Below are 12,466 nucleotides of genomic sequence, written 5' to 3'. Positions count from 1 at the left end.
ACTGTCACAGCATTAGAGGATAACCCGATGTCCTTCACCCGACGAAAATTTGTCATTGGCATGGGGACGGTGATTTTTTTCACCGGCCCAGGCCAAAACCTGTTAGCGAGTACGAAGAGTAATAAAAACGTTCGTTATGTCATGATCCACGACGAATCATTGTGCAACGGATGTAATATTTGCGCCCGAGCGTGCAGGAAAACGAATCATGTTCCTGTTCAGGGGAGTCGTTTATCGATAGCCCATATCCCGGTAACGGATAACGATAACGAAACGCTGTATCACTATTTTCGTCAGTCCTGTCAGCATTGTGACGATGCCCCCTGTATTGAGGTGTGTCCTACCGGTGCTTCCTGGCGAGATGAAAACGGGATTGTGCGAGTCGATACCTCTCGTTGTATCGGCTGCAGTTACTGCATTGGCGCATGCCCGTATCAGGTACGCTATCTCAACCCACAAACCAAAGTGGCGGATAAATGCGACTTCTGCGCCGAATCACGTCTGGCGAAAGGTTTCCCGCCAATTTGCGTCAATTCTTGTCCAGAACACGCGTTGATTTTTGGCCGTGAGGACAGCCCGGAAATTCAGACCTGGTTGCGGGAAAACAAGTACTACGAATATCAACTTGCAGGCGCCGGGAAGCCCCATCTGTATCGTCGGTTCGGTCAACATTTGATTAAAAAGGATAATGTATGAACGCGTCGCAGAATGCCGAACAGTTTCACGCACAGCTTGCGCAGTACGTCCCAATGTTTTCGCCGGATTACTGGCCTGTCTGGTTGGTTTTCGCCGGGTTAATGCTGGTGGGGATGTGGCTGGTGCTGGCACTCCACGCAATGTTGCGCTTACGTTCAGCGAATAAAGCGTCCGCAGGACACGGAGAGAAGGTCTATTTATACTCGAAAGCTGTCCGTTTGTGGCACTGGTCGAATGCGCTGTTATTTCTGTTGCTGCTGGCCAGCGGCCTGATAAACCATTTCACCGCTGTCAGTGCCCCAGTGATGAAAAGCCTGCTGACTGTGCATGAGGTTTGTGGCTTTTTGCTGCTTGCCTGCTGGATTGGTTTTGTCCTGATTAACCTTATTGGGGGGAACGGTCATCACTATATTATTCAGCGTCAGGGCTGGATCGGCCGGGCGCAGAGGCAGACGCGATTTTACCTGTTTGGTATTATGCAGGGCGAAGCGCATCCATTCCCGGCATCAACGCGTTCGAAATTCAATCCGTTACAGCAGGCGGCGTATGTCGGCGTGATGTACGGTTTGCTGCCGCTACTGCTGATCTCCGGGTTGCTATCCTTGTACCCACAGGTTGTGGGCGATCTGTTCCCTGGCGTACGTTACTGGTTGCTGCAGGCGCACTTTGCGCTGGCTGTCGTGAGCGTGTTTTTCATTTTTGGACATCTTTATCTCTGCACTACAGGACGCACACCGGGCGAAACCTTTAAGTGCATGGTGGATGGCTATCACCGGCATTAAGAGATGATGATTACGCGTGGTGACTTACGGGCCTGGCGCGTCGGGCCCGTGATGTATCGCTGGTTTCTGCGTGCGTTTCCTGAGGGAGGCAGCTATGCGGAGGTGCACCGTGCACTCCAGCAGGAAGGGTATAGTGACTGGGCAGATAGCCTCGTGGAATACGGCTGGTCAAGATGGCAGGATGAAGAGAATTTTGTCCAGCAGGATATCTGTGCGATGGGCCGTGTTGTCTGCCCGCAGACGGCAGACGACAACGGTAAACAATTGGCGAGCGCGGCTGATGGCGACAGTCTCGGTAGCGCGGGCGATAACATTAAAATCGTCAGCGCCGGGTACGCCGCGCAGATTGCCAGTGCAGGTTACAGCGCACGTATTGGCTGCGTGGGTTATAACGCTCATGTTGCCAGTTCCGGTGAGCGTGGCCGTATTGCCATCGCGGGAAACTCCACCCGTGTCAGTAGTGTGGGAGGCGGTACACGCATGGCCAGCACGGGTATGCGGGTGCGCATCAGTTCGCTGGGCGACAGAAGTCGTATTGCCAGCAGCGGTGATTTAACCCAGATAGCCAGTTTTGGCGCAGAGTCGAAAATCGCCAACTGCGCGGACAACGTGCAGATCATGGCCAACGGAGAAAACACCGTTATTGCCAGTACTGGCGTGGTCGATTCAATAATCCTCGGCCCCGGCGGATGCGCGGCGCTTGCCTATCACGACGGTAAGAGAATGCGCTTTGCGGTGGCTATTGAGGGTGAAAATAACATTCGCGCAGGGGTGAAGTATCGGCTCAACGAAGACCATCAGTTTGTGGCATGTTGAGCCGTGTTGTTATTTCAACGCGAACCGACGCTGAGTGATCTTCTCCAGGCTAAAACACAGCAGGTAATAGACCAGTCCGGTAAAGACAAAAATGGCAGCCGGGTAAATTTGCACCCGGCTGTTAACCTGACCCGCAACCGTCGTGAGTTCAGGCACGTTGACGATAAACGCCAGCGACGTGTCCTTGAGCAGCCCGATAAAAATCCCCGTTAGCGAGGGGAGTACGTTGCGCAGAACCTGCGGCAACAGAATTAACCCGAGCGCCTGGAGCGGACGAAACCCCTGAACGATGGCCGCATCATACTGACCGCCTGGCAGCGCAGTGATACCCGCGTACACAGAATGCATCACCGAGGCGGCGGTAAACCAGGCCAATGCCAGCGTGACGGTTATGGCTCCCGGCAAATCACTGCCTGTGAGCATGGGCAACAGATACCACATCCAGAAAATCACGAAGATTAACGGAATACCACGAATAAACTCTGCCCAGATAAACAGCCCCTTACGTATCGCCCCAGGAAAACGCCAGGCACAGCAGGCGAGTGCGATCCCGGCGGGAAGCGCCAGTGCCGCTGCGCCAATCGCCATCAACAGCGTGAGCAGAACGCCCCCCGGTTGCCCCTCTGCGATCCGTCCCCACAGGAGGTAGTCCAGATTGTCGGTAATAACCGAAATATTAGCGATCATGCAGTAGGCTCCTGAAACGGAATATACGTGTTTTACGCGCCAACGGTTTACCTGCTGCAGACACAGGGCCAAGACGGGTTAACAACATCCCCAGAACAATACCGGTCAGCAGGTAGAGTGCCGTGCCGACGGCAAAGGCTTCCAACGCATGGGCGTTATAGCTTTCAATTTGCCGCACCTGGTACGTCAGTTCGGCAAAGCCAATGCCGCTGGCCAATGAAGACAACTTCATCAGATTAAGATATTGCCCCACGATCGGCTGCCAGGCATTTGCCAGCCCCTGAGGGAGCAGGATGTGACGAAAAGTCGCCCATGACGAAAACCCCTGTGCTATGGCTGCCTCGCGCTGCCCGCCAGACACAGCCTGCAAACCGGAGGCTACCTCTTCGACCAGAAAGGCCGAGGTAAATACACCCAGCCCCCATGCGGAGCAGAGAAACTCCGGTGTTAACCACCAGACATCCCCCGGCAGAATGGACCAGGAATGTTCCGCATTAATGAAGGTAATCACGTCGCGAGGAAGAAGATTCCACGCAGCGAAGTACCAGAACATCAGTTGAACGAGTAAAGGGGTATTGCGAAAAACAGAGACCCACACGCTGACCATGGTGGTCGCAAAGCGCTGTCCTGTCAGGCGCAGGCTGAGCAGAAAGATGGCAAACACCGTGGCGAGTACCACGCCGGCTAGCGTGACCCAAAGCGTGGTCAGAAAACCGGAGATTATCCATTGCAGAGGTTGCCCGCTCAGCACCCCCTGCCAGTCCATTGCATGCATTATAACGATGACTCCTGGTGTAACGGGTCGAGCACTTTTTTCAGAAAACGTTGAGTCCTGGGGTGCTGAGGGCGAGTGAAAAACGCCGCAGGAGGCGCGACTTCGAGAATATCGCCGCCATCAATAAACACCACACGATCGGCAATCTCCCTGGCGAAATGCATTTCATGGGTCACGACAATCATGGTGATACCGCTATGAGCCAGACTCTTCATGACCTGCAACACTTCGCCGATCATTTCTGGATCCAGCGCGGAGGTGGGTTCATCGAACAGGATGATTTGCGGCGAGGAGGCCAGTGCGCGGGCGATAGCAACACGTTGTTGCTGTCCGCCGGAAAGTTGGGCGGCATACGCATCGGCTTTCTCGGCCAATCCTACCTGTTCCAGCAGTTCAAGTGCCCGTTGCTCAGCATCCGCTTTTTTCCAACCGTGAACATATTCCAGCGCCAGCGTGATGTTCTGCTGTGCCGTCAGGTGGGTGTAGAGATTGAATTGCTGGAACACAAAGCCAATTCGGCTGCGGAGCTGACGCAATGCGGAGCCGCGCAGCTGACCGATCGGTTTGTCATCAATAAAAATATCGCCGCCGCTCAGTGACTCCAGTTGGTTTATCAGGCGAATAAGCGTCGACTTTCCTGAGCCAGAAGGCCCGAGAATGGTGACGACTTCGCCCGGTTCAACCGACAGGCTGACACCGTTAAGCACGGTATGATTGTCATAGTGTTTTATGACATTACGCAGTTCAACACGTGCCTGGCGCAGATGCGTAAAATCCGCAGCCGAAGCTGCGGGACGATTAAAAAGGCCTGTGAGCATATTACTTCGCTTCTATTTTGAAGGCGCGGGGCTGCGGATTTTTGGTTTGCGGACCAAACCAGACATCATAAATTTTGGCTGCCTGACCGGTAGACTCGAGCTTTAACAGCTCGTCGTTCACGGCTTTCAATAGCGCAGGTTCACCTTTTTTCACTCCCACACCAATTTCTTCTTTGCTCAACAGGTCGGGCAAAATTTTGAAATTTGCTTTATCCGGTGCACCGCCTAACAACCCTGCCAGAATGGTGCTGTCCTGGGTGATCGCCTGGACATTACCATTACGCAGGGCGGTTAGTGCCAGCGGAATATCGTCATAGGCCAGCACACGTGATTGTGGAAAACGCTGATGCAACGCCTGCTCACCTGTCGTCCCTTTCACCGCACCGATACGAGCCTTACTGTAGTCATCAAGCTTATCCGGCGATTTTGCCGGAACGAGGAATTGCTGTCCGGTAACGAAGTAAGGGGCGGAGAAATCGATAACCTGTGCACGCTCAGGTGTAATAGTGATATCCGCTACGATTAAATCGGCCTTACCGGACTGCAATAACGGTATACGGTTAGCCGGATTGGTGGCGACCAGTTCCAGTTTAACGCCAAGTGATTTAGCCAGCGCTTCTGCGAAATCAACGTCGTAGCCGACAATTTTATGCGTTTTTGCATCAATAGAGCCGAACGGTGGATTGGCGTCAAAGGTGGCGATTTTAACCACGCCTGCGGCTTTGATATCGGCCAGTTGATCGGCCTGAGCGTATGACGCGGCAATGCCTGACGCCAGCAGGACACTGAGTGCCAGCCATGTTTTTTTTGTGCTGTGAATCGTCGTTGCCATCATTTTCTTTGAATCCCTGTTGTTTTGGTTTGTGCTTTTTACGCTCCCATAACTTGCGGCGGTGACCAAATAAGAAAAAATTCTTATCTATATACAAAATGATATTAGTGAAAGAGGTGTTAATTACGGGTGAAAATAATGAAAAATCGAAATGCAAAATAGTGCACAACGTTGGCAAAAATTCGCATTTCATTTTTTACGCATTCTGCGTTGGAATACGTTGTGTCCAACAGACAGAGGAGGCGGAGAAGATGAATGGGGTTAAATATCTTTGGTTGCGTATAAAGAATCGACATCCACAGACTCCACAACATAGTGCGGAACGAAATCTTCAGCGTGTTGTGGAGTCTGTTCTTCCTGTCGCCAGCCTGTATGGGGTGGATATCGCCAACATTGATCCGGAGTGGTTCCGTGATAAAACAACACGCTGAACTTCGCCAGACGCGCGAAGTGTACTGGAATGAAGTGTGCAAAATAATCAGTAATACTACTGAATCCTAATTCTGACCGGTAACATACATCAAAACAGGTTGCGTGATAATTTTAACGATCTCTATTATCTTATTGTCGTTGTCCGTGAACGCAGTTTTACCCGCGCCGCAGCGAAGCCGGAGAACGGCTTATCAACAGTATCAGTCCGCGTTTCGATGACATTGCAACGGATCTACTGGCATTAACTGATATTCGTCAGCGTGTGGCGGGTAATATCCATCTGACGCTCGGGGAACATGCGTTGCAATTTTTCCCGGTTATTACCTGTACTATCCCAGCCGTAGACAACATACCGCAGCCTTTGCACAGTTGATTGAGGCGTTGCGTTATACGGCGTGAAGCACAGGCTGACTAAAAAAAACCGGCATTGCGCCGGTTCAGAAATTAGATTTTGCAGGCATCGCCGCAGTCATTATCAGCAATAATTTCCTGCGCTTTTTTGTCCGCATCTTCCAGACGTTCAGCATTACGCTCTTGCGCTTCTTCCAGTCCATCAAAGACCAGATTATCGAGATCAATTTCCATCATTCACCTGCTCAGGTTCAGCGTTTAACACCGTTCCATTATATTGCAAAAATGTTGCTGAACAGCAGCGATTATTGCTACTAAGCACGTTCTTATACCAGGTCAGCGTATTTTTCCGGCAGCGTCTCCCACAGATGGCGGTTCGCGGCGCTGAGAATAATATTGCGCATATATTCCCTGGCCGTCGCGCCTTGACGCAGGCGTATTGCTTCCAGCAGCAGAAGGTGCTGCTCAACCGCACGCTCGGTTTCCCATACCCCGTCTTCAATCGCGGCCAGATCGCGGGCAGTTACGTTGACGGCGTTGGGCTCAAACATCAGACGGGTGACAACCAGTTGCCAACGTAGCAGGCCTGGTGTTTCCGCCGCTCATGGGACGGTTGAAAGATCTGACAGGAAATTATGATGTGTCTTTGGTTATTGTTGCGTTTGCCCTGGTGAGTGACGGTGGGTTGGCACTGTACGTTCTGTTAATGTTTCCCTCGCGTAACTCGCGAGTCGCTGGAAAAGAAGAAAGCCTGCGTTAACTCAAAAATCGTCGTTTCCACTGATGCGTACCTGGGCAGAAACACCCATCCGGAGGGTATCAACCATCTTACCCCTCACCCCTGAAAACCTCTCATAATTCACCTTTTTGTGTTAATTAAATGTTAATAAATTGAGGCGTATCCTTGTTTATTCAGGAACGTGATGTGCGATTTGTTTTAACAAATATGCGACAAAATGACTATACATATAACTTAATATCTTTTATACATTAATTGTTCAACCCTGCGACTATTCCACAAAAGAGAAAGCAATATGGAACAGACACCTGATAAGAAAAACGATAATTTTCAAAAAGATGGCAAAGAACAGTTCAACCGCTCGATCGGGCTTATTTCAAATTTTGCGTTGGGTTTTACCTACCTGTCGCCGCTTACCGCTGTTTATTCGCTGTTCGCGTTGGCAGTGACGCTGGCGGGCCCCCCCGCTGTGTGGTGGATTTTGATCGTCGCGTGTGGGCAGTTGTTAGTCGCCCTGGTGTTTGGTGAGGTTGCGTCTCAATATCCGATCACCGGGGGGTTGTATCCCTGGGCGAGAAGGTTGTGGGGTAAGAAATATGCGTGGATCGCCGCCTGGATCTACCTGTGGGCGCTGGTGGTGACGATTACCTCGATCGCGGAATACACATCAACATTTGTGGAATCACTCTTTCATTATGGCCAGACACCCGCCACCATGCTGGTGACCTCCGTCTTGCTGCTGCTCTTGATGATGGCCGTTAATATGTCCGGGACAAGGAATCTGGCGAGGGTCGCCAAAATTGGTTTCTGGTGTGAAATCGTCAGCGTGATTGCGCTGGGTATTTACCTGCTAATTTTCCACCGTTCACAGCCTTTCTCCGTCATCTTTGATTCGATGGGGGTACTGGCGCATGACGGAAGTTATTCCACCGCCTTTATGTCTGCCGCGTTGATGGGCCTGTTTATGTTCTTTGGCTTTGAGGCGTGCGGTAACGTGGCAGAAGAGGTGCAAAATCCAAGCAAAAAAATTCCGGTAGCCATGGTTTTAAGTATCGTGTTTGGCGCGATCTCCGCCATTATTTCCGTCATGGGCTATCTGTTGGCGTCACCGAACCTGGTAAGTATCGTGAATGGTAAAACCGCCGATCCGATCCCGGCAATCCTCAATGAAGCGCTGGGGGAAACCGGTGCGACGGTCTTTATCGTCGTCGCGATTATCGCGATGCTGTCGTGCATTCTGTCTCTGCAAGCGGCATTAAGTCGTCTTATCTTTTCTTTCTCCCGCGACAGAATGCTGCCGGGCAGTGAGTGGATGGCCAAAATTTCTAAAAATGGTGTCCCGGATAATGCCATGGTCGTCAGCTGCGTGTTGCCGGTTATCATTTGTGTCTGGGTCTATTTCCAGCCAGATAACTTATCGCGTATCACCGCATTCGCTGTGATCGGCATTTATATTTCATTCCAGATGGTGGTACTGGCCGCGCTGCGTCAACGCCTGAAAGGCTGGAAACCCGCCGGAGAGTGGACGATTGGAGGTTGGGGGGTGATTGTAAACGTGCTGGCATTGGCTTACGGTCTGTGTGGGATCTGGTTACTGGCACAGCCTGCTGACAGCAGTGATTTCATCGATCGGTGGACAGTACTGTTTGGCCTGGCGATTGTGGTAGGTTCAGGATTGATCTACATGTTCCTTACCCGACCGTTTGGCCGCTCGGCTGCACCGGAAAACGATGCTATTGCCTACGCCACGAAGCTCAATATGGGGCAGGATAACTAAAATTAAGGGCCTTCGGGCCCTTAGTTTCGCACGTTTTGCGCGCCGGATACGACGCTGGCATCCTTATCCGGTAACGCTCAGTCTTGAATTGACTATTTCTGGTAGTGATAAAGGATAAAGTAGTCGCTTTGATACACCACCGTGCTGTGCGCAGGTGACAATAATTCACCGACGCGAAAGCGCGGCCAACTGGAAAAGATGATCCGGTTTTCCAGATTGGTCAGAATGACATAATCAGGGTGAGTGCAGGAGAGCAGTTCGGCTTCTATCTGGCTGACCAGCAGATCGACGGCGGCGACGCCGAGGAACTGATCATGGTAGTAAACCGGAACCGCTGAGGTTAGGGTATAGGAGATGTTACAGATATAGTCGACATACGGGCCATGGATGTACGCTTCACCTGCCGGAGGCGAATGCTTAAACCACTCAAAGGTTCTGAAATCCAGCCGCTGTTGCGTCGCCTGATCCAAATCCAGATGTGCCTGACTCAATCCATTATCTTTTTTATACCACCATTCCAGCAGCCAATATTCTTTGCTGGTTGCTGTACTCTCAATATGGCTGGCGAAACCTGCGCCCGAACAGTAGTGATTGTTGTTCAGTGTGCTCTTGATGTGTTGCTGAACCGTTGATCTGACAGCGGGGTCGAGGACAACTTCGGCTGAGCCCTTTTGCACACCGGCAATGGCCTCGTGAATGCTCCTCGCCAGCGCAACGGTAGACTCTACGGTAGAGACGGTAATATCATCAATTTTACGGATTAATGCGCTTAAGGATGTCGAAGAGCTCATGATCTGTCCTGCCTTCACTGATTGTCAGTTCGAGTTATATTTCAGCTTTTTTTCAATAAGGTAATAGGTAAACGTGTCGATGATCTGCGTGGCGTACTGGACTGACCCGGTCTCGTTATGGGCGGCTAGCGCGTCGGCCAGCGCCGAATAAAGCGCAATAATTTCCGCATGAATATTGTCGGCGCGATAGAGTATTGCCACCAGTGATGCCCACTCGGCCTGGACCTGAAGCTCCTGGTTGGCCAGCCGTGCCGAATGAGAGCTGGCCGCAATTGCCAGCAAACAACGCATATCGGCCTGAGTCATTAGTTCAGGTGAGTCGGCTTTCCTCAGCACGTCTACAAACTCGCGAAATTTGGCAATATCCGCCGCGGTCATGCGTCTGGAGGCTAACCTGGCGCTGTGGCTGATAATGGCGCAATGCATTTCGCCTAAATCCGAAAGGTAATCGGTACTGATCGATTTAAACGGATGCAGGGCGCTATTTTTGCCATCAATATTCTCGCAAACGAAGCTCCCGCCATTACGGCCACGAACCGTATGGATAAGATTATTAGCCCGAAGCGTATTGAGCGCTTCTCTGATAGTGATATGTGAGACACCCATCATTTTTGCCAAATCGGTTTCATTGGGCAGCTGTTCTTTTGGCTCCAGCAACCCGGTAATAATGGCGTTTGAAAGGCGCTGCACTATTTGGTCTGAACGACTGACCTGCCCGATAGGCGCAAATATGACCGCATGAGTAATCATAATCTTTTCTGCACTCAATTCCCTGAAACAACGACCATTTTTAACACATGCCCGCGGGGCACGAAAGGTCAGAATGGCCGCGTTATTTTACCTGCCCATGCGCAACATCGCTGCACAGGCGGATGTGTGTCCCGATAGCGTCAAAACGCACTGCGCGCTGACGATGAAAAGCCTTACCCTGAAAATGTAAAATTTAAGTTAAAAATGCGAGGTTTATCATAGTGTCAATGTTGCGCATTTGAAAAACTTTTACAATATATATATTACATAAGATTCTTTATGTATTAATTGGCGGGAGACAAGCATGAGAACCCTGAAGCATTTTATAAATGGGCAATATGTAGCGGGTAACACAGAAGACATGTTTGAGCTGGTGAGCCCGGTTGACGGTGAAACGTACGCGTTATCGCCTAATGCCGGTGCGACTGAGGTGGAGCTTGCCTACTTGGCGGCCGCGGCGGCCTTTAACACGTGGAAGAAATCGACACCAGCCCAGCGGCAAAAAGCACTGCTGCAACTGGCGGATGAGATAGAAAAAAATGTTGAACGACTGGTCAACGCGCAAAGCCAGGAAACCGGTCAATTGCGTCATTTTATCGAAAAAGAAGAGATCGCAGCCTCGTGCGATGCGATCCGTTTTTTTGCCGGCGCAGCGCGTTGTCTGGAAGGGAAGGCCGCCGGAGAATATTCCGCCGGGTTCACCTCAACGATTCGTCGTGAGCCGTTGGGCATTGTGGGACAAGTTACACCGTGGAACTACCCGTTTATGATGGCAGTGTGGAAGATTGCACCGGCGCTGGCCGCAGGCAATACGGTAGTTTTAAAACCGAGCGATACCACCCCGGTAAGTACGCTGCTCCTGGCTGAACTGGCGGCACCCTTATTTCCGCGCGGGGCGTTTAACGTCGTGTTGGGCAAGGCCAGTACTGGCTCGCTGGTGGTTTCTAACCCGACGGCTTCATTGGTGTCGATTACCGGTTCGGTACGCGCGGGTCTGCAGGTTGCGGCATCAGCAGCAGCGAACCTGACAAAGGCCCATCTTGAACTGGGTGGCAAAGCGCCCGCCGTTGTGTTTGCTGATGCCGATATGGACAAGGCGATTACTGCCATCACAACCGCAGGATTTTTCAATGGCGGACAGGATTGTACTGCCGCCACGCGCATCCTGGTGGAAGATTCTGTCTATGCGACGTTCCTGGAAAAACTGATCCAAAAAACCAAAAGTATCAAGTTTGGTCCTCCGCAGGATCAGGATGCGTTATATGGCGCTCTGAATAGCAAAAACCAGCTTGAGCAGGTGAAGGGGTTTATTGAGCGTTTACCTGCACATGCGAAAATTGAAACAGGTGGTCATGCGGGGCCTGGACCGGGTTTCTACTTTGAGCCAACGATAATTTCCGGCCTGCATCAACATGATGAAGCCATCCAACACGAAGTGTTTGGCCCGGTAATGACCATCCAGTCGTTTTCTGGTGATGAAGACGCGTTGCGCAAGGCGAATGATGTGGAATATGGCCTGGCCGCGAGCGTCTGGACCTGCAATCACAGTCGCGCTCAGCGTTTCAGTATTGATCTCGATTTCGGCACCGTATGGATTAACAGTCATATTCCTCTGTGCGCCGAAATGCCGCACGGTGGATTCAAAAAATCCGGCTACGGATAAGATCTCTCCTCTTATTCGCTCGATGAGTATACCCGGGTGAAACATATCATGTGTGATATTTCCGAATAACAGGTAATACGATGAAAACATTAAAAATAGCCGCACTTTCATTGGTGATGTTCTCAGGATTCAGCCTGGCAGAAAGCTCACCGCTGAACACGGTAAAAGCGTATATGGCAGCATGGAATGCGCATAATGCGCCGCTGGCTGCCCAGTACCTGGCGGATGATGCCGTTTATTACGATGCCGCCGCAGGAGAGCCGGTAACCGGTCGGGAAAAAGCTGAAAAAGACGTGATCGGTGCATTTATTAAGGCGGTCCCGGATCTGACCTGGAAAATGGTCGGTAAACCTGTCGCTGATGAAGATACCGTGGCATTTCGTTGGGAGTTCTCGGGTAAAAATAGCGGTGAATGGGCGGGAAGCCCGCCGACAAATAATCCGATCAAATTTGAAGGTGTCAGCTATATTCATGTTAAGGCAGGAAAAATCACCTGGCAGGGTGATTATTATGACGCTAAAAAACTGGATGAAGAGCTAAAGCCAGTGAAGTAGTCG

14 protein-coding genes and 1 pseudogene are annotated in these 12,466 nt (G+C 51.3%); 7 read left to right on the top strand and 8 right to left on the bottom strand.

The genetic code is table 11. The features are described 5' to 3' along the window. The first annotated feature begins 27 nt into the window (after positions 1-27). From OGX91_RS06400 to ydhT, 3 genes are read left to right on the top strand one after another with little or no spacing between them, the layout of a single operon-like run. Positions 28-696 (top strand): 4Fe-4S dicluster domain-containing protein, encoded by a 669-nt coding sequence (locus tag OGX91_RS06400; protein ID WP_005122836.1) that lies wholly within the window; start codon positions 28-30, stop codon positions 694-696. Continuing rightward, complete coding sequence (phsC, locus tag OGX91_RS06395) at positions 693-1,478, top strand: thiosulfate reductase cytochrome B subunit (RefSeq protein ID WP_005122837.1); 786 nt, start codon at positions 693-695, stop codon at positions 1,476-1,478. Before OGX91_RS06400 ends, phsC begins: the two co-directional genes overlap by 4 nt. Before the next feature lie 3 nt (positions 1,479-1,481). Continuing rightward, the gene (gene ydhT, locus OGX91_RS06390) at positions 1,482-2,294 is read left to right on the top strand and encodes a protein YdhT (protein WP_061067814.1); all 813 of its coding nucleotides are present in this window, start codon (positions 1,482-1,484) and stop codon (positions 2,292-2,294) included. Between the two features lie 9 nt (positions 2,295-2,303). On the opposite strand, the gene OGX91_RS06385 is transcribed toward ydhT, so the two are convergent. Genes OGX91_RS06385 through OGX91_RS06370 form a run of 4 tightly spaced genes read right to left on the bottom strand, consistent with a single transcriptional unit; the run spans position 2,304 to position 5,409 of the window. Next, the gene (locus OGX91_RS06385; RefSeq protein WP_005122840.1) at positions 2,304-2,981 is read right to left on the bottom strand and encodes an ABC transporter permease subunit; all 678 of its coding nucleotides are present in this window, start codon (positions 2,979-2,981) and stop codon (positions 2,304-2,306) included. Further along, entirely contained in the window at positions 2,971-3,756 is a 786-nt protein-coding gene (locus OGX91_RS06380) for an amino acid ABC transporter permease (protein WP_040233756.1), read from the bottom strand. The genes OGX91_RS06385 and OGX91_RS06380 overlap by 11 nt, the downstream gene beginning before the upstream one ends. Beyond that, a complete protein-coding gene (locus OGX91_RS06375; protein ID WP_040233758.1) occupies positions 3,756-4,574 on the bottom strand; it encodes an amino acid ABC transporter ATP-binding protein in 819 nt (272 codons plus the stop codon). Before OGX91_RS06375 ends, OGX91_RS06380 begins: the two co-directional genes overlap by 1 nt. A gap of 1 nt (position 4,575) precedes the next feature. Continuing rightward, positions 4,576-5,409, bottom strand: coding sequence for an ABC transporter substrate-binding protein (locus OGX91_RS06370; RefSeq protein ID WP_040233760.1), 834 nt, complete (start codon positions 5,407-5,409; stop codon positions 4,576-4,578). A 248-nt stretch (positions 5,410-5,657) separates the two neighbouring features. On the opposite strand from OGX91_RS06370, the gene OGX91_RS06365 reads away from it, so the two are divergent. Next, complete coding sequence (locus OGX91_RS06365) at positions 5,658-5,837, top strand: hypothetical protein (RefSeq protein ID WP_005122845.1); 180 nt, start codon at positions 5,658-5,660, stop codon at positions 5,835-5,837. Positions 5,838-6,282: 445 nt separating this feature from the next. Here OGX91_RS06365 and OGX91_RS06360 read toward each other — a convergent pair whose 3' ends face one another. Both OGX91_RS06360 and OGX91_RS06355 read right to left on the bottom strand, forming a co-directional pair. Further along, positions 6,283-6,423 carry a hypothetical protein gene (locus OGX91_RS06360; protein ID WP_003832695.1) on the bottom strand — a complete coding sequence of 47 codons (141 nt, stop codon included), beginning with the start codon at positions 6,421-6,423 and terminating at the stop codon, positions 6,283-6,285. 92 nt (positions 6,424-6,515) lie between these two features. Further along, a complete protein-coding gene (locus OGX91_RS06355; protein WP_005122848.1) occupies positions 6,516-6,740 on the bottom strand; it encodes a hypothetical protein in 225 nt (74 codons plus the stop codon). 483 nt (positions 6,741-7,223) lie between these two features. On the opposite strand from OGX91_RS06355, the gene OGX91_RS06350 reads away from it, so the two are divergent. Further along, on the top strand, positions 7,224-8,705 hold the full coding sequence (locus tag OGX91_RS06350; protein WP_040233764.1) for an APC family permease: 1,482 nt from the start codon (positions 7,224-7,226) through the stop codon (positions 8,703-8,705). Between the two features lie 92 nt (positions 8,706-8,797). Here the strand turns inward: OGX91_RS06350 and OGX91_RS06345 are convergent, their stop codons facing one another. Further along, positions 8,798-9,496 carry a cache domain-containing protein gene (locus OGX91_RS06345; protein ID WP_040233766.1) on the bottom strand — a complete coding sequence of 233 codons (699 nt, stop codon included), beginning with the start codon at positions 9,494-9,496 and terminating at the stop codon, positions 8,798-8,800. 24 nt (positions 9,497-9,520) lie between these two features. After that, on the bottom strand, positions 9,521-10,246 hold the full coding sequence (locus tag OGX91_RS06340) for a FadR/GntR family transcriptional regulator (RefSeq protein ID WP_040233767.1): 726 nt from the start codon (positions 10,244-10,246) through the stop codon (positions 9,521-9,523). Positions 10,247-10,550: 304 nt separating this feature from the next. Here OGX91_RS06340 and OGX91_RS06335 point away from each other — a divergent pair. Together OGX91_RS06335 and OGX91_RS06330 are read left to right on the top strand one after the other, a co-directional pair. After that, positions 10,551-11,978: pseudogene (locus OGX91_RS06335) on the top strand (aminobutyraldehyde dehydrogenase). An 11-nt stretch (positions 11,979-11,989) separates the two neighbouring features. Continuing rightward, positions 11,990-12,463, top strand: coding sequence for an ester cyclase (locus OGX91_RS06330; protein WP_005121279.1), 474 nt, complete (start codon positions 11,990-11,992; stop codon positions 12,461-12,463). Positions 12,464-12,466 lie beyond the last annotated feature (3 nt).

It is taken from the genome of Citrobacter sp. Cpa228, from assembly GCF_030333085.1.
GTDB lineage: Bacteria > Pseudomonadota > Gammaproteobacteria > Enterobacterales > Enterobacteriaceae > Citrobacter > Citrobacter pasteurii.
This window is presented reverse-complemented; position numbering and strand designations above follow the sequence as displayed.